At 67.8% G+C, this 21,465-nt stretch carries 16 protein-coding genes; 12 read left to right on the forward strand and 4 right to left on the reverse strand.

Going from position 1 to position 21,465, the window contains the following annotated elements; genetic code table 11:
• Positions 1-81 precede the first annotated feature (81 nt).
• The gene (gene pmbA / locus EJE94_RS01785) at positions 82-1,434 is read right to left on the reverse strand and encodes a metalloprotease PmbA (protein WP_121239780.1); all 1,353 of its coding nucleotides are present in this window, start codon (positions 1,432-1,434) and stop codon (positions 82-84) included.
• Between the two features lie 41 nt (positions 1,435-1,475).
• On the opposite strand from pmbA, the gene yjgA reads away from it, so the two are divergent.
• Complete coding sequence (gene yjgA / locus EJE94_RS01790) at positions 1,476-2,063, forward strand: ribosome biogenesis factor YjgA (RefSeq protein ID WP_121239781.1); 588 nt, start codon at positions 1,476-1,478, stop codon at positions 2,061-2,063.
• Positions 2,029-2,610, forward strand: a complete 582-nt coding sequence (gene mog, locus EJE94_RS01795; protein ID WP_243642493.1) for a molybdopterin adenylyltransferase — start codon at positions 2,029-2,031, stop codon at positions 2,608-2,610. The genes yjgA and mog overlap by 35 nt, the downstream gene beginning before the upstream one ends.
• Before the next feature lie 171 nt (positions 2,611-2,781).
• Here the strand turns inward: mog and EJE94_RS01800 are convergent, their stop codons facing one another.
• Positions 2,782-4,278, reverse strand: a complete 1,497-nt coding sequence (locus EJE94_RS01800) for a cyclic-di-GMP receptor FimW-related protein (protein ID WP_121239783.1) — start codon at positions 4,276-4,278, stop codon at positions 2,782-2,784.
• Positions 4,279-4,342: 64 nt separating this feature from the next.
• Positions 4,343-5,806 (reverse strand): M17 family metallopeptidase, encoded by a 1,464-nt coding sequence (locus tag EJE94_RS01805; protein ID WP_121239784.1) that lies wholly within the window; start codon positions 5,804-5,806, stop codon positions 4,343-4,345.
• 45 nt (positions 5,807-5,851) lie between these two features.
• Between EJE94_RS01805 and EJE94_RS01810 the strand changes: the two genes are divergently transcribed.
• The 3 genes from EJE94_RS01810 (at position 5,852) to EJE94_RS01820 (ending at position 8,063) form a co-directional block, all read left to right on the forward strand.
• Entirely contained in the window at positions 5,852-6,646 is a 795-nt protein-coding gene (locus EJE94_RS01810; protein ID WP_121239785.1) for a thymidylate synthase, read from the forward strand.
• Positions 6,643-7,569, forward strand: coding sequence for a glucokinase (glk, locus tag EJE94_RS01815; protein WP_121239786.1), 927 nt, complete (start codon positions 6,643-6,645; stop codon positions 7,567-7,569). Before EJE94_RS01810 ends, glk begins: the two co-directional genes overlap by 4 nt.
• Before the next feature lie 92 nt (positions 7,570-7,661).
• Positions 7,662-8,063, forward strand: a complete 402-nt coding sequence (locus tag EJE94_RS01820) for a DUF2934 domain-containing protein (RefSeq protein ID WP_121239787.1) — start codon at positions 7,662-7,664, stop codon at positions 8,061-8,063.
• Here the strand turns inward: EJE94_RS01820 and glgB are convergent.
• Positions 8,053-10,224 carry a 1,4-alpha-glucan branching protein GlgB gene (glgB, locus tag EJE94_RS01825; protein WP_121239788.1) on the reverse strand — a complete coding sequence of 724 codons (2,172 nt, stop codon included), beginning with the start codon at positions 10,222-10,224 and terminating at the stop codon, positions 8,053-8,055. The genes EJE94_RS01820 and glgB overlap by 11 nt on opposite strands.
• 50 nt (positions 10,225-10,274) lie before the next feature.
• Between glgB and glgC the strand changes: the two genes are divergently transcribed.
• From glgC to EJE94_RS01860, 7 genes are read left to right on the forward strand one after another with little or no spacing between them, the layout of a single operon-like run.
• A complete protein-coding gene (gene glgC, locus EJE94_RS01830) occupies positions 10,275-11,579 on the forward strand; it encodes a glucose-1-phosphate adenylyltransferase (RefSeq protein ID WP_121239789.1) in 1,305 nt (434 codons plus the stop codon).
• A gap of 5 nt (positions 11,580-11,584) precedes the next feature.
• The gene (locus tag EJE94_RS01835; protein ID WP_121239790.1) at positions 11,585-13,273 is read left to right on the forward strand and encodes a glycoside hydrolase family 57 protein; all 1,689 of its coding nucleotides are present in this window, start codon (positions 11,585-11,587) and stop codon (positions 13,271-13,273) included.
• A 33-nt stretch (positions 13,274-13,306) separates the two neighbouring features.
• Complete coding sequence (locus EJE94_RS01840; RefSeq protein WP_121239791.1) at positions 13,307-15,328, forward strand: alpha-amylase/4-alpha-glucanotransferase domain-containing protein; 2,022 nt, start codon at positions 13,307-13,309, stop codon at positions 15,326-15,328.
• Between the two features lie 29 nt (positions 15,329-15,357).
• On the forward strand, positions 15,358-17,913 hold the full coding sequence (gene glgP / locus EJE94_RS01845) for an alpha-glucan family phosphorylase (protein WP_306307949.1): 2,556 nt from the start codon (positions 15,358-15,360) through the stop codon (positions 17,911-17,913).
• Positions 17,914-17,926: 13 nt separating this feature from the next.
• Entirely contained in the window at positions 17,927-19,543 is a 1,617-nt protein-coding gene (gene pgi, locus EJE94_RS01850) for a glucose-6-phosphate isomerase (RefSeq protein WP_121239792.1), read from the forward strand.
• On the forward strand, positions 19,540-20,976 hold the full coding sequence (glgA, locus tag EJE94_RS01855; protein WP_243642494.1) for a glycogen synthase GlgA: 1,437 nt from the start codon (positions 19,540-19,542) through the stop codon (positions 20,974-20,976). Before pgi ends, glgA begins: the two co-directional genes overlap by 4 nt.
• On the forward strand, positions 20,973-21,461 hold the full coding sequence (locus EJE94_RS01860; RefSeq protein ID WP_121239794.1) for a dihydrofolate reductase: 489 nt from the start codon (positions 20,973-20,975) through the stop codon (positions 21,459-21,461). Before glgA ends, EJE94_RS01860 begins: the two co-directional genes overlap by 4 nt.
• The last annotated feature ends 4 nt before the right edge of the window (positions 21,462-21,465 follow it).

The raw sequence follows: 21,465 nt of genomic DNA on the forward strand, positions 1-21,465 counted from the left end.
TTTTTTGGAGATCCCGCACTGCGGGATCGTGCGCGGATACTACTCCCAAAGCCAAAACCGCGGACTTGCGGTTAACCGCAATCAGTTGCCGGCGACCGTCATGCGGTCGATCAGGATCGAGCCGACCTGCTTCGAGCCGCGTACCACGACATCGTTGCCGATCGCCGCGATGCCCTTAAGCATTTCACGCAGGTTGCCGGCGATGGTGATCTCCTCCACCGGATACCGGATCTCGCCGTCCTCGACCCAGTAGCCGGCGGCGCCGCGCGAATAGTCGCCGGTGACGTAGTTGATGCCGTGGCCGAGAAGCTCGGTCACCAGCAGGCCACGGCCCATTTCCTTCAGCAGGCCCTTGAAGTCGTGGCATCCGGGCTTGACGATCAGGTTGTGGCTGCCGCCGGCGTTGCCGGTGGTCTGCATGCCGAGCTTGCGCGCCGAATAGGTCGACAGGAAGTAGCCCTGCAGCACGCCGTTCTTCACCACGTCGCGCGCCTTCACGGCGACGCCGTCGTCGTCGAACCAGCCCGAGGCCAGGCCCTTGGGCACGAAGGGATCCTCGGCGATCTGCACGAACCTGGGAAAGACCTGGCTGCCGAGCGAGTCGAGCAGGAACGACGACTTGCGGTAGAGCGAACCGCCGCTGACCGCATGGACGAAACTGCCGATCAGCCCTGCCGCCAGCGGCGCCTCCAACAGTACCGGCACCTGGCAGGTCTTGACCTTGCGTGCCTTCAGCCGCGACAGGGCACGCCGCGCGGCGTAATCGCCGATGGCCTCTGCCGCGGGAAAGTCGGCCGGATCGCGCTTGCTCGAATACCAGTCGTCGCGCTGCATGGCGTCGCCCTTTCCGGCGATGGGCGCGCAGGAAATGTAATGGCGCGTCGACGCGTAGCCACCCATGAAGCCGAGGCTGTTGGCCGAGACGAAGTGCGACTGCTGCGCCGAAACGCTCGCCCCTTCGGTATTGTCGATCAGCGGGCTGACGGCGAAGGCGGCCTCCTCGCAGCGGCGCGCCAGCGCGATCGACTCCTCGATCGGCAATGTCCATGGGTGGAAGAGATCCAGTTCGGGGCCGCCATCCCCGGCCAGCAGCACGGCGTCGGGCAGTCCGGCGCAGGGATCCTCGGCGGTGAAGCGGGCGATGGTCGCGGCCTTCTCCACCGTGGCGCGCAAGGCCGCCGGCGAGAAGTCCGAGGTGCTGGCGTGGCCGCGGCGGGTGCCGAGATAGACGGTGACGCCGATGCCCTTGTCGCGGTTGTACTCGATGGTCTCGACCTCGCCCTTGCGTACCGTCACCGACTGGCCCTGGCCCTCCGAGACGTCGGTCTCGCAACCGCTGGCGCCGAGCTTCGCGGCGTGAGCGAGAATATCGGCGGCGAGCTGGCGCAGTTGTTCGGGGGTGTGGCTGAAATCGTTGGAAGACCTGGAGGGCATGGCGGATCGACCGGGGTGCGAAAGCTATAATCATAACCGCGATGCGCCATCACCACTTCCCCAACACCAGCCAAGACCCCGACCAGAGCGACAGCGACGGCAGCGAAGACCTGCCCCCGAGCAAGTCGCAGCGGAAGCGCGAGTCAACGGCCCTGCAGGACATGGGGGCGGAACTCGTCGCCCTGTCGCGCGACCAGCTGAAGAAAATCGACCTGCCGGACAACCTGCGCACCGCCGTGCGCGACTGCCAGCGCTTCACCAGCCACGGCGCGATCAGCCGCCAGATGCAGTACATCGGCAAACTCATGCGCAGCATCGACCCGGCGCCGATCCAGGCCGCGCTCGACGAAATCAAGGGCGTTTCCGCCGCCGCCAACGCGCGCCAGCACGCGCTCGAGCGCCTGCGCACGCGCCTGCTCGAAGACGAGGCCGTTCTCGGCGAGATCGCCCGCGACTACCCGGGCACCGACATCACCCAGCTGCGCCAGCTGCGCCGCAACGCGCTGAAGGAGCAGGAACACAACAAGCCGCCGCGCGCCTTCCGCGAGATCTTTCGCGTCCTGCGCGACTTGACCGAAAACACAAAGGAAGCCCATGACGCAGATGACGCTGGCGCTGCCGGCGAATGACCCGCTGCTGATCGGCCTGGTGTCGATCTCGGACCGCGCCTCCAGCGGCGCCTACGAAGACAAGGGCATCCCGGCGCTGCAGGAATGGTTTGGCGCCGCGCTGGCCTCGCCCTGGCGCATGGAAACGCGGCTGATCCCCGACGAGCAGCCGCTGATCGAGCAGACCCTGATCGATCTCTGCGACAGCATCGGCTGCCATCTCGTGCTCACCACCGGCGGCACCGGCCCCGCGCCGCGCGACGTCACGCCCGAGGCCACGCTCGCCGTCGCGCACAAGGTGATGCCCGGCTTCGGCGAGCAGATGCGCGCGGTGAGCCTCAAGTACGTGCCCACCGCGATCCTCTCGCGCCAGGTCGGCGTCATCCGCGGCAAGGCGCTGATCCTCAACCTCCCCGGCCAGCCCAAGGCCATCAAGGAGACGCTCGACGGCATCTTCGCCGCCGTGCCCTACTGTCTCGACCTCATCGGCGGGGTCTACATCGAGACGCGCGAGGAGGTCGTCAAGGCCTTCCGGCCGAAGTCGGCGATCAAGCCCGCCAAGGGCTGAGCCATCGGCGTCACGCCATCCGCTACGGCGAGGATCCGCAGCGGCGCGGAGAGCGTACTTTGATCGACCGCCCTGCTGCGCAGGGGCTTCATCAGAGCGTTTCTTGCTCGACCGCCTTGTAGCGCAGTTGCTTCATCAGCGCCGAGTTTTCCAGGTTGATCGGGCAAAACCTCAATCCACCACCTGCACGAAGTAGCGTGCGACCACCGCGTCGGGACTGGTTTCGAGTTCCGCTTCGGGAAAGAGCCGCACGCGCGCGCCGTCGAGCGAGAACAGCAGGCTGACGCCGTCTTCCCACTTTTCCGCCGGCAGGACGACCCGCACCGACTCCCCCTGCTGCGGCGCGTCGAGCAGCACGCCCTCGGTCTGCAGGCCGCCGGCGTCGGCAAAGATGGCGCGCGGCGTCTTCGACACGGTCTCGATGCCGACCGAACCGACCGATTCGCTGTCGCGGCCGAAGCGGCGCACGATGCCGACCAGCCAGTTGTCCGCGCCCTCCGGCTTCATGCCGACGACGCTGCCGATGCGCACCCAGTCGCCACCCTGTCCGCCGCCGAGAGGAACCTTGGCGCCCATACCGCCGATGCTGACGTCGTCCACCACCCAGGATTCGCTGTCGCCGAATTCGCTGTGGCCCTGCAGTTGGTGGTGCAGTTCGGCCACGCCATGGACGACGGTCAGCCGCGACTTGACGCGATGGCGGGTGTGGCTGCGCATCGGCGGCTTGGGCGACCAGCACATCGCGAGATGGTCGAGCACCGGCAGTACCGTCTCGACCGGATACTGGCCGCCGAGATTGACGTCGCCCGGTACGCGGCCATCGCGGCCGATGCGCAAGCGCAGCTCATCGATGGCATCGACGGCCGGGCTCGAGTTGAAGAAGCGCAGCGTCGGCGACATCTCGGGTGGCCGGGCCAGGCGTGCCGGCGGCAGGGGCTTGGCGGCATCGACCCAATAGACGTTGTCGGGCCTGACCTCGGGGGTGAACACGAAGCGCGGCAGGAAATGCGTGATCAGATACTCGGCGACCTCGATCTCGACCGGCAGCAGGTTGTCCATGGACGAGGCATGAAACACCAGCGCCTTGAGGTATTCGGCCTCGGCCGTGGTATTGCCGCTGCCGGGATAGAGCACGACACCTCCTCCCGCCAGCCGCTTCCCCGCCGCCGCCAGATAGACGCGGCCGAACAACTGCCACAAGACGGGATCCATCGGGCCGTAGTGAAACTGGTCCCACTTGAGCCGCTGGCGGCAGGCGTGCAGCAGGCGGGCATAGAGCAGTCCGAGCGCGGGCTTCATCGCCTCGGCGCCCTTCTCGTTGGCGTCGAAGCGGCGCAGGTTGTCGGCCAGCGCGGCGATCAGGCCCGACCAGTAGTCGCGGTTGGCCAGCCACAGTCGCTGTTCCTGCGTCTTGGTCAGCCGCGCCGAGACGTACTCGCGGCCGAGGCGGCGCGCCGGCACGATCGCCGCCTCGTCGAGCTGGAAGACCAGCGCGAGGCGATGCTCCGGCTTGAAGCCTTCGACGCCGGCCAGCGACTCGAGCAGGGCGGTGGCTTCATCGATCGCCGCGGCCGGATCACGTCCGGTGAGGGCGTCGCAGACGCGCTTCGCTTCCTTGGGATCGGCGAGCGGGTGATCGGGTTTGGCGGAAAAGAAGGATCCAAGCATCGGGGCGCGCTCGCGTCAGCAAGTCGAAAGAAACGCCGCAGCTTAAACGAAAGCCCGTCCCATGTCAGGGTTTCTGGCGCAGCCAGTCGGCGAGGAAGCTTGCGCCCCAGGCCACGCCGAAGCCGGTGAGATCCGAGGCGGTCGCGCCGAGGCCGCCGCTGCAACTCGAAGCCGAGAGATCCATGTGCAGCCACGGCAGGTCCTGGGTGAAGCGCTTGAGGAAGCGGGCGGCCAGGATGTGGTCGGCCTCGCCCTCGAGCGTGCATTGCTTGATGTCGGCCACCTTGGAATCGAGCGCGGGCTCGTAGTCCGCGTCGAGCGGGAAGGCGCAGACGCGCTCGCCCGCGGCACGCCCCGCGGCCACGGCCGTCGCCGCAAGCTCGTCGCTGCCCGCGAAGATGCCCGAATAGCGGCTGCCCAGCGCGTAGTGCATGCTGCCGGTGAGGGTGGCGAAGTCGACGATGAGTTCGGGCTTCTGCTTTGCCGCCAGCGCCAGGGTGTCGGCCAGCACCAGCCGGCCCTCGGCATCGGTGTGCACGATCTCGATGGTGGTGCCGTCGAGCGCGGTCACGATGTCGCCCTGAATGTAGGCCTCGGGCGAGAGGTGGTTCTCGGCGATGGCCAGCCAGCAGTCGACGGCGACGGGCAACTCGAGGTCGCAGGCCGCCTGCAGCAGGCCGAGGGCGACGGCGGAACCGTTCATGTCCTCGTGCATGCCGGCCATGTACTTCGCCGGCTTGAGGTTGTGGCCGCCGGTGTCGAAGCAGATGCCCTTGCCGACGAGCGCGATGCGCCGCTTCGCCCCCTTGGGCCGGTGCGACAGGTGAACGATCGCGGCATCCTCGTGGCCCGAACCCTGCGCGACGGCGCAGAACGCGCCGGCACCCATTTTCTTCAGGCGCTTGAAGTCGTATTCCTCGATCTTCCAGCCACGCGCCTTCGCCAGGGCGCGCACGCGCTTGCGATAAGCCGCGGGCGGCAGTTCGTTGGGCGGCAGCGCGGTCAGTTCGCGCGCCAGGGTGTTGGCGGCTGCGAGTGCGCGTACCGCCGAAAAGTTATGCGCAGCGGTATCCCCTGGGACGTTCCTGCCAAGACTGCCGTCGGCGATGCGCACGCTCTTGGTGGGCTTGGCCGGCTTCTTCTTGCGCGCCGGCAACGGCGCGGCATTCAGCAGCGCCACATAGGCGGCATCGCGTACGGCGTCTTCGCTCACGTCGACCGGCACGATGGTCAGTTCGGCGGGCGACTCGTCGAGCAGCAGCATCACGGCCTTCCTCAGCGCGGTGAGGCGCTCGAAGCGCGGCAGCTTGTCGTCGACCATCACGCAGGCGGCGCGGCGGCCGTCGGCAAGGTCGGCGGCCTGCGGGCTCTTGGCGAGGTCGGCGACCTTCGCGTCGCGGCGCTTGAGCACGGCATCCCACAGCGCGCGCTGCGGCAGCGCGGCGGGCAGCGCCTTGGCCGCGGACAGCAGGAACAGGGTATGCGTGGCATCGCCGGCGGAACCGACGATCAGTTGGGGGAGCGTCATCGTTATTCCTCTAAAATGGCCGGTCGATTATAGACACCCGACCCCATGCGACAGTACCTCGACCTGATGCGCCACGTGCTCGAGCACGGCCACGTCAAAGCCGATCGCACCGGCACCGGCACCCGCTCGGTCTTCGGCTGGCAGATGCGCTTCGATCTCGCCGCCGGCTTTCCGATGCTGACCACCAAGAAACTGCACCTGCGCTCGATCATCCACGAGCTGCTTTGGTTCCTCAAGGGCGACACCAACATCGGCTACCTCAAGGACAACGGCGTCCGCATCTGGGACGAGTGGGCCGATGAAAACGGCGATCTGGGCCCGGTCTATGGCTACCAGTGGCGGCACTGGCCGGCACGCGACGGGGGCGAGATCGACCAGATCGCGCATCTGGTCGCGGGCCTGAAGAAGAATCCGGATTCGCGCCGCCATCTCGTCACCGCCTGGAACCCGGCCGACGTCGACCGCATGGCGCTGCCGCCCTGCCACGCGCTGTTCCAGTTCTACGTCGCCGACGGCAAGTTGAGTTGCCAGCTCTATCAGCGCAGCGCCGACATCTTCCTCGGCGTGCCCTTCAACATCGCCTCCTATGCGCTGCTGACGATGATGGTCGCGCAGGTACTCGGCCTCAAACCCGGCGATTTCGTCCATACCCTGGGCGATGCCCATCTCTACTCGAACCACCTCGAGCAGGCGCAGCTGCAGCTGTCGCGCGAGCCGCGCGCGCTGCCGACGTTGCGCCTCAATGCGGAGGTAACGGACCTGTTCGCCTTCAAGTTCGAGGACTTCAGCCTCGAAGGCTACGACCCGCATCCGCATATCGCGGCGCCCGTCGCCGTATGAAGCTGGCCGGGGACATCGGCGGCACCAAGGTGCTGCTCGCGCTGGTCGATGACAGCGGCACCATCGTCGCCGAGCGCCGTCTCGCCAGCGCCGACTTTTCCACCTTCGATGCGCTGCTCGGCGAGTTCCGGCGCGGTAACGCGGCCGCGCTCGACGGCGGCTGCCTCGCCGTGGCCGGGCCGGTCGCCGACGACGGACGCTCGGCCACGATCACCAACCTGCCCTGGATCATCGACGCCGCCGCGCTCGAGCGCGAGTTCGCCATCGCGGCGGGAAGCCTGCGCCTGGTCAACGACTTCGCCGGCGCCGCGATGGGCGTCGCGGTCGTCGGGCCGGATGACCTCGTGACAATTCAGGCCGGGGAGCCGGACCCCGCCGGCGTCAAGCTGGTCGTCGGCGCCGGCACCGGCCTGGGCATGGCGGTGCTGCTCCGATCGAACAACGGCTGGCGCGTGCTGCCGAGCGAAGGTGGCCATGTCGGCTTCGCGCCGGCCGACGCGACACAGGCCAGGATCTGGTCGGCATTGACGGAACAACATGGCCGCGTCACCTGCGAGCGGGTCATCTCCGGGCCGGGCCTGGCCGCGATCCACCAGGTGCTCGCCGGCGAGCAGCTCGAGCCGGCGGGCATCAGCGAACGCGCGCTGGCCGGCGACGCGGCGGCGCGGCAATCTGTCGACGTATTCCTCGCCGCCTATGGCGCCTTCGCCGGCGACATGGCGATGGCGGTGATGGCACGCGGCGGCGTCTATCTCGCCGGCGGCATCGCCGCCAGGATCCTGCCCCTGCTGCAGTCGGGAAACTTCCTCGCCGCCTTCAACGCCAAGGCCGAGCATGCGGCGCTGGTAGAGCGCATGGCCGTGCATGTCGTGACCGACCCACGGCTGGGCCTGCGCGGCGCGGCGCAATTGGCTCTGCAATAACGCGGAAAACCCCTGCTGCTAGCGTAGAATCCCGCCCTGAAATAATTACAAGAAAAATCAAGTCGATTACCCGAAAAACAGGAGAGAACAGCATGGCAACCAGCACGACCAAGGCCAAGACCGCGAAAGCGCCGGCCAAATCCACCACCGCAAGCAAGCCCGCCACCACCAAGGTCGCGGCGAAGCCGACCAAGGCCGCCGCCGCCACGGCTCCGGCCAAAACGACCAAGGCCGCTCCCACCAAGGCCCCGGCCAAGGTGGCAAGCAAGGCCGCCGCGCCCAAGGCCGCCAAGCCCGCCGCGAAAAAAGCCGCCACGGCGAACAAGGGCAACGGGGCGACGGTCACGCCGGAACAGCGTCGCTACTACGTCGAGATCGCGGCCTACTACATTGCCGAACGCCGCGGCTTCCACGGCGGCAGCCAACTCGCCGACTGGGCTCAGGCCGAGAAGGAAATCGAGCAGTTGCTGGCTGCGGGACGCATCAACCTCTGACCGGAGCCAACACGATGCCTCCGAGCGGGGGCAGCGTGAGTTCGATCGACGCCGGGCGGCCCATCCAGCTCTGCGGCTGCGCTTTGATCTGGCCGGCGTTGCCGACATCACCGCCGCCGTAATGGTGTGAATCGCTGTTGAAGACTTCGCGGTAGGCACAGGCTTCCGGCACGCCGAGGCGGTAACCCTTGCGCGGCACCGGCGTGAAGTTGAGCACGACCACGACATAGCTGCCGTCGCGCGCCTGGCGCAACCAGCTCACCACCGACTGCTCGACATCGTGGCAATCGATCCAGGAAAAACCCGAGTGCTCGAAGTCCAGGTCATGCAGCGCCGGCGTCGCGGCGTAGAGACGGTTGAGGTCGCCGACCAGGCGCAGCATGCCGGCGTGCGGTTCGTACGCCAGCAGATTCCACGGCAGTTCGGCCTTCTCGCTCCACTCCCAGGGCTGGCCGAGTTCGACGCCCATGAAGGTCAGCTTCTTGCCGGAGGCCGCCGCCTGGTAGGTCAGCAGCAGGCGCTGGTTGGCGAAGCGCTGCCACTCGTCGCCGGGCATCTTGCCCAGCAGCGAGCCCTTGCCGTGCACCACCTCGTCGTGGGAGAAGGGCAGCACGAAGTTCTCCGAGTAGGCGTAGAGCTGGCCGAAGGTCAGGCGCTCATGGTGATAGCGGCGGTGGACGGGATCCTGGCTCATGTAGTCGAGCGTGTCGTTCATCCAGCCCATGTTCCACTTCATCGAGAAGCCGAGCCCGCCCAGATAGACGGGACTCGACACCATCGGCCAGGCCGTCGATTCCTCGGCGATGGTCAGCGCGCCGGGAAACTCGCGATGCACCATCTCGTTCATCTCGCGCAGGAAGGCGATGGCTTCGAGGTTCTCGCGGCCGCCGTACTTGTTGGGCAGCCACTCGTCCGCCTTGCGCGAGTAGTCGAGGTAGAGCATCGAGGCCACGGCATCGACGCGCAGGCCGTCGGCATGGAACTCGCGCAGCCAGTAGTCGGCGGAGGAGAGCAGGAAGCTCTTCACCTCGTTGCGGCCGTAGTTGAAAATGTGGGTGCCCCAGTCCTGGTGCACACCGAGGCGCGGGTCCTCGTGCTCGTAGAGCGCGGTGCCGTCGAAGTGGGCCAGCGCCCAGTCGTCCATCGGGAAGTGGCCCGGCACCCAGTCGAGCAGCACCCCGATGCCGGCCTGGTGACATTGGTCGATCAGGTAGCGCAGGTCGTCGGGCGTGCCGAAGCGCGAACTCGGCGCGAAGTAGCCGGTGCATTGGTAGCCCCAGGATTCGTCGAGCGGATGCTCCATGACCGGCATGAACTCGACATGGGTGTAGGCGAGATCCTTGAGATAAGGCACCAGGCGCTCGGCCATCTCGCGGTAGCCGTAGAAGCCGCCGTCGGGGTGGCGCATCCACGAACCGGGATGCATTTCGTAGATGGACATCGGCGCATGCTGCCAGTCCCATTGCGCGCGGCGCGCCAGCCACTCGGCGTCGTTCCAGGCGTAGGCCGAGTCGGCCATGACGCGGGCCGCCGTCGCCGGCCGCCGCTCGTAGCAGCGGGCGTAGGGGTCGGTCTTGGTCAGCACGGCGCCGCTGTTGCGATTGCGGATCTCGAACTTGTAGAGCGCGCCGTCCACCAGGCCCGGCATGAACAGTTCCCAGGCGCCCGATGCGCCCAGCGAGCACATCGGATGGGTGCGGCCGTCCCAGCGGTTGAATTCGCCGACCAGGGAGACGCGCCCGGCGTTTGGTGCCCAGATGCGGAAGGTGACGCCGGCGACGCCGTCGCGCGTCTCGGGCTGGGCGCCGAGCAGGCGGTAACTCTGGTAGTTGGTGCCCTCGGCGAAGAAGTAAAGCGCCTGCTCGAGCGGGCGCGGCGGGAAGCCGTAGGGGTCGATGATTTCAAAGGCGTGGCCGCCTTCGTCGATCTTCAGCCGCGCCGGCACGGCATTGGCGACATCGCCCGACCACTCGAAAAAGTCGGTTTTGGCGATACGGCTCAGCGGCCGCCATTCGCCGTCGATCTGCGCCGCTACCGCCGTCGCATGGGGACGAAACACCCGCAAGCGCCACGCCTTGCCGTCGCGGTGCCAGCCCAGGATGTGGAAGGGATCGTGTTCGCGCGCTTCGATTAGCGGTCGCAGGGCAGCGTCAATCATCATAGAATCCATATAAACACTGCAGTTATTCTATACCCCTGAGGAGACAGGCCATGCCACACGAACAAATCCTCAACGAAGCCAGCGCCGGCCAAGGCCGTTTCGTCAGCCAGATTACGCGTGACACGATAGCCTTCGTCCTCGCCGGAGGCCGCGGCAGCCGGCTGATGCAGCTTACCGACTGGCGCAGCAAGCCGGCCGTGCCCTTCGGCGGCAAGTTCCGCATTCTCGACTTCACGCTGTCGAATTGCGTCAACTCCGGCATTCGCCGCATCGGCGTGGCGACGCAGTACAAGGCGCAGAGCCTGATCCGCCACCTGCAGCGCGGCTGGAGCTTCCTCGACGGCCGCTTCCGCGAAGCCATCGACCTGCTGCCGGCGCAGCAGCAGATCAACGAGGACTGGTACCTCGGCACCGCCAACGCGGTGTTCCAGAACATGGACCTGATGCGGCGCAACGCACCGAAGTACGTCATCATCCTTTCCGGCGACCACATCTACAAGATGGACTACGGCAAGATGCTGGCGCAGCACGTGCAGCGCGGCGCCGACATGTCGATCGCCTGCATCGACGTGCCGCTGAAGGAGGCGACGGGCTTCGGCGTCATGCACGTCGACGACCACAGCCGCGTCGTCGACTTCGTTGAGAAGCCCGCCAATCCGCCCTGCATTCCCGGCCAGCCGGACCGCGCCCTGGCCAGCATGGGCATCTACGTCTTCAATGCCGAGTTCCTCTACGAGCAACTGATCCGCGACGCCGACACGCCGGGCTCGAGCCACGATTTCGGCAAGGACATCATTCCCCACTGCGTCAAGCGCTACCAGATCTTCGCCCACAATTTCGTCGGCAGCTGCGTCGCCTGCAACCCGGGCGAGCGACCCTACTGGCGCGACGTCGGTACCATCGATGCCTACTGGGAAGCCAACATGGAACTGACCAAGGTGACGCCCGAGCTCGACCTCTACGACCAGGACTGGCCGATCTGGACCTACCAGGAACAGCAGCCGCCGGCCAAGTTCGTATTCGACAGCGAAGGCCGCCGCGGCATGGCCATCGACTCGCTGGTGTCGGGCGGCGACATCATCAGCGGCGCCACGGTGCACCGTTCGCTGCTGTTCTCCAACGTCCATGTGCATAGCTACGCCACGGTCGAGGACTCGGTGATCCTGCCCAAGGTCGACATTGGCCAGGGCGCCCGCATCCGCAAGGCGGTGATCGACAAGAACTGCAAGATCCCGGCCGGCATGATAATCGGCTACGACCCCGCGGAGGACGGCAAGCGCTTTTATGTCTCCGAGGGCGGGGTCACCCTGGTCACGCCCGACATGCTCAACCAGCACGTCCACCGTCATCGCTGATCCAGATGGCCAAGCAACTCGACCTCGTCTTCCTCTGGCACATGCACCAGCCGGACTACCGCGACCACACCGGCGGGGAGTTCGTGCTGCCGTGGGTCTATCTGCATGCGATCAAGGACTACACCGACATGGCGGCGCACCTCGAACGCCATCCGCAGATGCGCTCGGTGGTGAACTTCGTGCCGGTGCTGCTCGACCAGATCGAGGATTACGCCGAACAGTTCGCCAGCGGCGAATTCCGCGACCCGCTGCTGCGCCTGCTGGCCGAGCCCGACCTCGACCACATCGCCGCGGCCGACCGCGAGTTGCTGCTCGAGGCCTGTTTCCGCAGCAACCATCACACCATGCTGGCGCCGTTCCCGCGCTACCAGGGGCTGCACGACATCTACAAGTCGCTCGAAGGCGACGGCGAGGCTGCGCTGTCCTACCTCTCCGGCGCCTATTTCGGCGACCTCGTCACCTGGTACCACCTGGCGTGGACCGGTGAAACCGAACGCCGTCGCCACCCGCTGCTGGCCGAGCTGATGAGCAAGGGCGAGGGCTACACCCTCGCCGAGCGCCGGGCGCTGCTCGACCTCATCGGCGGCATGATCGCCGGCCTGATCCCGCGCTACCGCGCGCTGGCGGAGTCGGGCCAGGTCGAAATCTCGGCGACGCCGCATACCCATCCGCTGTCGCCGCTGCTGCTCGAATTCGCCGCCGCCCGCGACACCCAGCCGGCGGCACCGCTGCCGCAGGCGACGGCCTATCCGGGCGGCCGTTCGCGCGTCGAGGCGCAGATCGCCTCGGCCTACGAGTCCCACCGCGAGCGCTTCGGCGCCAGGCCGGCAGGCTTGTGGCCGGCCGAGGGCGCGATCTCGACGGCCTTCGTGCGCCAGCTCGCCGCCGCCGGCTGCGGCTGGATCGCCAGCGGCGAAGGCGTGCTGAAGAACAGCCTGCACCGTTCCGGCATCGTGCAGCCGCGCGCCGCCTACCATCCGTGGCGGCTGGCCGACGCGCCCGGCCTGTCGCTGTTCTTCCGCGACGAACGGCTCTCCGATCTCATCGGCTTCGAATACGCGAAGTGGCACGGCCGCGACGCCGCGCGCCATTTCGTCGGCCAGCTCGAGGACATCATCAAAGCGAGCCCCGCGGGTGAAAACCCCGTGGTCTGCGTCGTCATGGACGGCGAGAACGCCTGGGAACACTACCCCTACAACGGCTACTACTTCTTCGACGATCTCTACGCCCTGCTCGAGGCGCATCCGGCCATCCGCAGCACGACCTTCGCCGAGTTGCTGGCACGCAAGGCGCCCCCGCGCGCCGAGGTGCTGCCGCATCTCGTCGCCGGCAGCTGGGTCTATGGCACGCTGTCGACCTGGATCGGCGACAAGGACAAGAACCGCGCCTGGGACATGCTCTGCGCCGCCAAGCAGAGCTATGACCTGACAGTGGCGAGCGGGCGCCTCGGACCCGAAGAGTCGGCGGCGGCGGAACGGCAGCTGGCGATCTGCGAAAGCTCCGACTGGTTCTGGTGGTTCGGCGACTACAACCCGTCGCAGGCGGTCGCGAGCTTCGACCGCCTCTACCGCCGCAACCTCGCCAACCTCTATCGTTGCCTCAAGCTGCCACCGCCGGCGCATCTCGAGCAGCCGATCTCCGCCGGATCGGCCGATGCCTCCGGCGGCACCATGCGCCGCGCGGCCGAGCACTGAAGACGTACCGCATCCACTTCCCCCTCCCCCACGATGATCGCCCCCATTACCCTGCTGTTCGGCGTGCACGCCCATCAACCCGTCGGCAACTTCACCGAGGTGATCGACGAGGCCCACCTGCGTTGCTACCGCAAGTTCTTCGAGGTCCTGGAGAACTACCCCGAGTTTCGCTTCGCCTCCCACTTCTCCGGCTGGCTGCTCGACGTGCTGGCCGAACGCTACCCGAAGGACATGAAGCGCATGGCCAAGATGACCCGCCGCGGCCAGGTCGAGTGGTTCGGCTCGGGCGACTGCGAGCCGGTTCTCGCGAGCATCCCGCACCGCGACCGCGTGACGCAGATCACGACGCTGTCCGACAAGCTCGAGAAGCGCTTCGGCGCGCGGCCCAAGGGCGCCTGGCTGACCGAGCGCGTCTGGGAGTCGGCGGTGGTCGCCTCGCTCGTCGAATCGGGCATCGAATACGTCGCGGTGGACGACTACCACTTCCTCTGCGCCGGCGCCGATCCGGCCACGCTCGACAGCTTCCATACCACCGAGGAATCCGGCCTCGCCCTCGACCTCTTCCCCATCTCCGAGGCCGCGCGCTACCGCTTTCCGTTCTCGCCGGCCAACGAGGTGGTGGGCTGGCTCGAGGATCAGGCGCGGGCCGGCCAGCGAGCCGCGATCTATTTCGACGACATCGAGAAGTTCGGCATCTGGCCCGAGACCTACGCGTGGGTGTACGAGAAGGGGTGGCTGGTCCAGTTCATCGAGGGCGTGCTCGCCTCGAAGCTGATCCGCACCGCCACCTTCGACGAGTTCCACGCCGCCAACCGCACGCGCGGCGTCGTCTATCTGCCGACGGCTTCCTACATCGAGATGAACGAATGGACGCTGCCCGGCCCGGCGGCGCGCGAGTACCACGCCCTGCTCGAGGACGAGAAAGCGGCCGGCCGCTTCGAACGGCGCAAGCCCTACCTGCGCGGCGGCATCTGGCGCAACTTCTTCTCGCGCTATCCCGAGTCGAACTGGATGCACAAGCGCATGCTGGAGGTCTCGAACCGCTACAACGCGCTGCCGCAGAAGCAGCAGACCGCCGAGCGCCGCGAGTTGCTGCACCGCTGCCAGGCCAACGACGCCTACTGGCACGGCCTCTTCGGCGGCCTCTACCTGCCGCACCTGCGCCGCGCGATCTGGAACAACCTGCTGGCGCTCGAGGCCGAACTCGACACCCTGGCGCCGCGGCCGGCGCTCGAGCAGCGCGACATCGACCACGACGGCTGCGACGAGATCGTGCTCCACGGCCACCTGCTGCAGGCGGTGATCCGCGCCGACGGCAATGCCGGCATCGTCGAGTTCGACGCCTTCGAGCGCGCCCACAATTTCGGCGACACCCTGCGCCGCTACGACGAGGCCTACCACGACAAGCTCGACCAGGTGCAACAGGCGGCCGCCGAGCATGGCGGCATCGCTTCGGCGCATGACCGCATCGCCTTCCTCCACGAGATCCTGCCCGGCGACGCCGACCCCGATACCCGGCCGCGCAACCTGTTCACCGAGCAGTGGATCGCCCCCGACGGCGCCGCCGCCGTGCCCGTCGCCCGCTATGAAGTCGCCGAGATCTCGCCGGGCGATGGCACGGCGCGTTTCGTCGCCGAAGTCGACCGCGGCTACCTCAGCAAGCACGTCGAGGTTTCCGGGCCGCACCTCTCGGTGCGCCTGAAGGCGGAGAACATCGCCGGCACCCTGAGCACCCAGATCAACCTCGCCATGCCGAGCTGCGACGGCTTCCTCGGCCGCTACATCCTCGCCTCCGGCGAGATCCCCGGCGGCTTCGGCGATGCGCTCGACCTCGAGCACGCGACGCAGCTGACGCTGGAGGACGGCGTGCTCGGCGGCCGCCTGCGCCTGACCGCATCGTTGCCGGCGCACATCGCCGCGCGGGCGCACCGCACGGTGTCGCAGTCCGAGGCCGGCTTCGAGAAGGTGATGCAAGCCGTCGAGCTCACGCTGTCGTGGCCGCTGGTCGCCGGCACCGAGCAAGTGCTGACGCTGGAGTTCGCCACCCTCGCGTAGAATCGGATTCAAACAAGGGAACTCGCATCATGGCCGGCACCCGTTACCTGCTCGAAGTCAATCCGGAAATTCCGCCGCGGCTGGCCCGCCTCGAGGAACTCGCCAACAACCTCTGGTACAGCTGGGACCGTCCCACCCGCGCGCTGTTCTCGCGCCTGCACCCGGCGCTGTGGCGCGCCGTCAATCACAGCCCCAAGGCCTTCCTCAAGCGCATCGACCAGAAACGCCTGAAGGAGGCGGCCGAGGACCCGATCTTCCTCGGCACCATGAACAAGGTGCTATCGGCGTACGACACCTACGCCCAGATGCACACGCAGATCACGCTGCCCGGCAAGCAGCCGCTGGTGCATACCGACCAGATCGCCTACTTCTGCGCCGAGTTCGGCTTCCACGAAAGCCTGCCGATCTACTCGGGCGGCCTCGGCATCCTCGCCGGCGACCACTGCAAGGCCGCCTCCGACCTGCGCCTGCCCTTCATCGCCGTCGGCCTGCTCTATCGCCAGGGCTACTTCACCCAGACCATCGACCGCGACGGCCGCCAGGACGCGCATTACGCCGACAACGACTTCGACGACATGCCGATCGCGCCGGTGCTGCGCGCCGACGGCAGCGACCTAAGGGTCAGCACCCACCTGCCGGGACGCCCGGTGTGGATCAAGGTCTGGCAGGCGCAGGTCGGCCACGCCACACTCTACCTGCTCGACACCGACCTGCCCGAGAACACGGAACACGACCGCAACATCGCCCACCGCCTCTACGGCGGCGACCGCACCACGCGCATCGAGCAGGAGATCGTGCTCGGCATGGGCGGCGTCAAGGCGCTGGCGGAAATGGGCATCCAGCCCAGCGTCTGGCACATCAACGAGGGCCATGCCGCCTTCCTCATCCTCGAGCGCATCCGCGGCTTCGTCACGTCCGGCATGCCCTTCACCGCGGCGCTCGAAATCGTCGCCTGCAACACGGTGTTCACCACGCACACGCCGGTGCCGGCGGGCCACGACCACTTCGACGAAGGCACGGTGCGGCGCTACTTCGAGGAGTGTTGCGCCGAGATGGGCTGCGACGTCGACGGCCTGCTCGCCCTTGGCCGCATCGACAACCAGCGCGACTTCAACATGACCGCGCTGGCGCTGCGCGGCTCGCGCTACCACAACGGCGTCTCGCGCATCCACGGCGACGTGTCGGCGCGCATCTGCGCCGAACTGTGGCCGCAGGTGGAGCCGGCGGAAAATCCCATGGATTACGTCACCAACGGCGTCCATGTGCCGAGCTTCCTCGCCACCGACTGGTACGAGACCTTCGATCGCCATCTCGGCCTGGGCTGGATGCACCGCCTCACCGACCACGGCTGCTGGCAGGGCATCCACCGCATCCCCGACCAGGTGTTCTGGAGCATCCGCCAGTCGCTCAAGGCGCAGATGCTGCATCTGGTGCGCGCGCGGGTGCGCGAGCAGCACACGCGCAACCACGGCTCCGAGGCCCACCTCGACCGCCTGCTGCGTTTCGCCGATCCGGCCAGCCCGACCGTACTGACCATCGGCTTCGCCCGCCGCTTCGCCACCTACAAGCGCGCCACGCTGCTGTTCAAGAATCTCGAATGGCTGCGCCAGATCCTCGGCGACAACGAGCGGCCGGTGCTGTTCATCTTCGCCGGCAAGGCCCACCCGGCCGACGAGCCGGGCCAGGCGATGATGCGCGAGATCCAGGCCGTCGCCAGCCGCCCCGAGTTCGAGGGCCGCATCCTGCTGCTCGAGGGCTACGACCTGCACCTGTCGCGCCGGCTCGTTTCGGGCGTCGACGTCTGGCTCAACAACCCGATCTACCCGCTCGAGGCCTCGGGCACCTCGGGCATGAAGGCGGCGATCAACGGCGCCCTCAATCTATCCGTGCTCGACGGCTGGTGGGGCGAGGCCTACGACGGCGCCAACGGCTGGGGCATCAAGCCGGTGGCCGACGCGCTCGACCCCGGCCAGCGCGATGCCGAGGAGTCGCGCACGCTCTATGAACTGCTGCAGGACAGCGTGGTGCCGCTCTACTACCGCAACACCTCCCTCGGCTACTCGCCCGACTGGGTGGCGATGGCCAAGCGCTCGATCGCCACCATCATGCCGCGCTTCAACATGGAGCGCATGCTGAAGGAATACGTGGAGAAGTTCTACGCACCGGCCTCGACCCACTGGCGCAAGGTCGCGGCCGACGACTTCGCCGGCATGCGCCAGCTCGCCGACTGGAAGGGCAAGGTGCGGGCCGCTTGGTCCGGCATCAAGTTGCGTCGCGTGGACTCGCCAGTGGCCCGCGTACGCTACGGCGAAACCGTGCGCATCGAAATCGCCGTGCAGCTCAACGGCCTGCGCCCGGACGACCTCACCGTCGAGCTCGTCTTCAACCGCCCCAACGAACGCAACCCGATCCGCGCCAACCGCTTCCGCCTGCAGCAGCACCAGGCGCTGGCCAACGGCGAGCACCTGTACGTGCGCGACCTCACGCCCGAGCAATGCGGCAAGCTCGAGTACCGCGTCCGCGCTCATCCGACGCATCCGCTATTCACCCACCCGCTCGAGATGGGGATGATGGCCTGGCTCTGATCCCGCTTTCACCATGACCAATCCGCTCACACAAACCGCCGCCTGGGCGGCGCTGACCGAACATGCCGCGGCGATGCGCGGCAGCCATCTGCGCGACCTGTTCGCAAGCGACCCGCGGCGCTTCGCTTCCCTTTCGCTCGAGGCCGAGGGGCTGCTGCTCGACTACTCCAAACAGCGCGTCACCACCGAAACCCTGCGCCTGCTGCGCGAGTTGTGGCGCGCGGCCGATGTCGCCGGCTGGCAGGCGCGGCTGGCGGCCGGCGAGGCGATCAACCACACCGAGCAGCGCGCCGTGCTGCACCACGCGCTGCGCCACCAGCACTGCACGCCGGTCCTGTTCGAGGGCCGCGACGTCATGCCCGACGTGCACCGCGTGCTCGCGCACATGAAGTCGTTCTGCGACGCCATCCACGGCCGCCACTGGCGCGGCGCCACCGGCGAACCGATCAGCGACATCGTCAACATCGGCATCGGCGGCTCCGACCTCGGCCCGCGCATGGCGACGCAGGCGCTGGCCGCGCACCGCCATCGCGACGTCAGGGTGCATTACGTCGCCAACCTCGACGGCGCCGACCTCGCCACGACGTTGGACGGATTGCAGCCGCGCACCACGCTGTTCGTCGTCGCCAGCAAGACCTTCACCACGCAGGAGACGATGCAGAACGCGCACTCGGCACGCGCCTGGCTCACGGCCTCCCTGGGCGAAGCCGCGGTCGAGCGCCACTTCGTCGCCGTATCGACCAACCTCGAGGCGGTGGCGGCCTTCGGCATCGACCCCGTCAACGCCTTCGAATTCTGGGACTGGGTCGGTGGCCGCTTCTCGCTGTGGTCGGCCATCGGCCTGCCGCTGGCGCTGGCCGTCGGCTTCGCCAATTTCACCCGCCTGCTCGAAGGCGCGGCGGCGATGGACCGCCATTTCCGCGAGGCGCCGGTTGACGAGAACCTGCCGGCGACGCTGGCACTGCTCGAACTCTGGAACACGAATTTCCTCGGCGCCGAGAGCCGCGCCGTGCTGCCCTACAGTCAGTCGCTGGGCCTGCTCTCGCGCTACCTGCAGCAGCTCGAGATGGAATCGAACGGCAAGCAGGTCGGCCGCGACGGCACGCCCGTCGGCCATGCCACCTGCCCCGTGGTCTGGGGCGAGCCGGGCACCAACGGCCAGCACGCCTTCTACCAGCTGATCCACCAGGGCGGGCGCCTCATCCCCTGCGACTTCATCGCCGCGCGACGCGCCGACTTCGCCCTGCCCGGCCACCACGAAAAGCTGCTCGCCAACTGCTTCGCCCAGTCGGAAGCGCTGATGCGCGGCAAGACACCGGTCGAGGCCCAGGCCGAGGTCGGCGCCGCCCAGCCCGCGCTCGCGCCCTACAAGGTCTTTCCCGGCAACCAACCTTCGACCACGCTGCTGCTGCCGGCGATCGAGCCCTATACCCTGGGCCAGCTCGTCGCACTCTACGAGCACAAGACCTTCGCGCTCGGCGCGCTGTGGAACCTGAATTCCTTCGACCAGTGGGGCGTCGAATACGGCAAGCAGCTCGCCAGCCGCCTGCTGCCTATCATCGAGGGCAAAGCGCCCACCACAGGGCTCGATAGTTCGACGGCGGGTTTGATAGCCGCCTGCAAGCCGTGAAGGTTCTATTCGCAACGTCCGAGATCGCCCCCTGGGTCAAGACGGGCGGTCTCGGCGATGTCGCCGGCGCGCTGCCCGCGGCCTTGCGTGCGCAGGGCGTCGACGTGCGTGTGCTGGTGCCGTGCTATCCGGCCCTGGCCCAGGCCTTCCCGCAGGCAAAGGAGATCGCCCGGCCGCATTGGCTCGGCGGGCTGCTGCCGCACGCCGTGTTGCGCGAGGCGCTTGCGGCGGACGGCACGACCCTGTGGCTGATCGACTACCCGCCTTATTACAGTCGCCAGGGCAATCCCTATCTCGGCCCCGAGGGTCACGACTGGCTCGACAACCATCTGCGTTTCGGCCTGCTCTCGCGCATCGCCGCCTGGATCGGCTCCCACGCGAGCACCCTGCCCTGGCACCCGGACATCGTCCATTGCAACGACTGGCAGACGGGCTTCGCCCCGGTCTATCTGCGCTATCTCCCCGGCGGTCGCGCCAAGAGCGTGCTCACCGTGCATAACCTCGCCTTCCAGGGCCTGTTCGGCCATTCGACGCTGCAAGAGCTCGGCCTGCCCGATCACGCCTGGCACATCGACGGCGTCGAGTACCACAACTACCTGTCCTTCCTCAAGGGCGGCCTGCGCCACGCCGACTGGATCACCACCGTCAGCCCGAGCTACGCCCGCGAGATCCAGACCGATGCCGAGGGCATGGGCTTGGCCGGTCTGCTGCGCTCGCGCGCCGATGCCATCACCGGCATCATCAACGGCATCGACACCGCCGCCTGGGACCCGTCGCGCGACCCGCATCTCGAGCGCGACTACGACGCCGCCCACCTCGATCGCAAGCCCGCGAACAAGAGCGCGCTGCAGCGCGAGCTCGGCCTGGAGCAGCGCGCCGACCTGCCGCTGCTCGGCATCGTCAGCCGCCTCACCCACCAGAAGGGGCTGGACCTGATCCCGCCCATCGCCGAGGCGCTGCTGGCGCTGCCGGCGCAGTTCGCGGTCCTGGGCAGCGGCGAGAAGAGCCTGCAGCAGGCCTTCCACAAGCTCGCCGAGCGCCACCGCGGACGCTTCGCCGTGACGCTCGCTTTCAACGAAGCGCTGGCGCACCGCATCGAGGCCGGCAGCGACATCTTCCTCATGCCCTCGCGTTTCGAACCCTGCGGCCTCAACCAGATGTACAGCCTGCGCTACGGTACCCCACCCGTCGTCCGCGCCACCGGCGGCCTCGCCGACACGGTTCTCGATGCCGACGCCGACAAGCGCGGCAACGGCTTCGTCTTCGCCGAGGCCACCGCCGCCGAACTGCGTGCGGCAATCGAGCGCGCCGTCGCCGCCTGGCGCGACCCGCCGCGCTGGCTGCGCATCCAAAAGAGCGGCATGGCGTGCGACTTCGGCTGGGAAGGTCCGGCGCGGCAGTACGCCGAGGTCTATCGGCACCTGCTCGAGTGAAGCCGCTGACCCTGATCGCCGCGCTGGCGAAGAACGGCATCATCGGCATCGACAACAGGCTGCCCTGGCACCTGCCCGAGGACCTGCAGCACTTCAGGGCGCTCACCATGGGCCAGGCGGTGATCATGGGGCGCAAGACCTGGGAATCGCTGCCGGCGAGGTTCCGCCCGCTGCCGGGGCGACACAACATCGTGGTGACGCGCGATGCGGCCTACATCGCCGCCGGCGCGACGGTCGTGCATTCGCTGGAGGAAGCGGTCACCGCGGCCGGCGACACTGCCGCCTTCGTCATCGGCGGCGCCGAACTCTATCGCCAGGCGCTGCCTTCATGCGACCGTCTCGAGCTCACCGAGGTCGACGCCGACTTCGCCGGCGACGCGCATTTCCCGCAGTTCGATCGCGGCGCCTGGCGCGAGGTCGCGCGCACGGCCGGCAAGGCTGCCGCCGGCTTCGACTACGCCTTCGTCAGCTACGAGCGTCGCTGAAGCG

Origin of the sequence: Sulfurisoma sediminicola (assembly GCF_003865015.1) — a bacterium.
GTDB classification, from domain to species: Bacteria; Pseudomonadota; Gammaproteobacteria; order Burkholderiales; family Rhodocyclaceae; genus Sulfurisoma; species Sulfurisoma sediminicola.

Excerpts from the sequence above, each read along its gene's own strand:
- pmbA (WP_121239780.1), bottom strand. The coding sequence starts at position 1,434 with ATGCCCTCCAGGTCTTCCAACGATTTCAGCCACACCCCCGAACAACTG.
- yjgA (WP_121239781.1), top strand. The coding sequence starts at position 1,476 with ATGCGCCATCACCACTTCCCCAACACCAGCCAAGACCCCGACCAGAGC.
- mog (WP_243642493.1), top strand. The coding sequence starts at position 2,029 with ATGACGCAGATGACGCTGGCGCTGCCGGCGAATGACCCGCTGCTGATC.
- EJE94_RS01800 (WP_121239783.1), bottom strand. The coding sequence starts at position 4,278 with ATGCTTGGATCCTTCTTTTCCGCCAAACCCGATCACCCGCTCGCCGAT.
- EJE94_RS01805 (WP_121239784.1), bottom strand. The coding sequence starts at position 5,806 with ATGACGCTCCCCCAACTGATCGTCGGTTCCGCCGGCGATGCCACGCAT.
- EJE94_RS01810 (WP_121239785.1), top strand. The coding sequence starts at position 5,852 with ATGCGACAGTACCTCGACCTGATGCGCCACGTGCTCGAGCACGGCCAC.
- glk (WP_121239786.1), top strand. The coding sequence starts at position 6,643 with ATGAAGCTGGCCGGGGACATCGGCGGCACCAAGGTGCTGCTCGCGCTG.
- EJE94_RS01820 (WP_121239787.1), top strand. The coding sequence starts at position 7,662 with ATGGCAACCAGCACGACCAAGGCCAAGACCGCGAAAGCGCCGGCCAAA.
- glgB (WP_121239788.1), bottom strand. The coding sequence starts at position 10,224 with ATGATGATTGACGCTGCCCTGCGACCGCTAATCGAAGCGCGCGAACAC.
- glgC (WP_121239789.1), top strand. The coding sequence starts at position 10,275 with ATGCCACACGAACAAATCCTCAACGAAGCCAGCGCCGGCCAAGGCCGT.
- EJE94_RS01835 (WP_121239790.1), top strand. The coding sequence starts at position 11,585 with ATGGCCAAGCAACTCGACCTCGTCTTCCTCTGGCACATGCACCAGCCG.
- EJE94_RS01840 (WP_121239791.1), top strand. The coding sequence starts at position 13,307 with ATGATCGCCCCCATTACCCTGCTGTTCGGCGTGCACGCCCATCAACCC.
- glgP (WP_306307949.1), top strand. The coding sequence starts at position 15,358 with ATGGCCGGCACCCGTTACCTGCTCGAAGTCAATCCGGAAATTCCGCCG.
- pgi (WP_121239792.1), top strand. The coding sequence starts at position 17,927 with ATGACCAATCCGCTCACACAAACCGCCGCCTGGGCGGCGCTGACCGAA.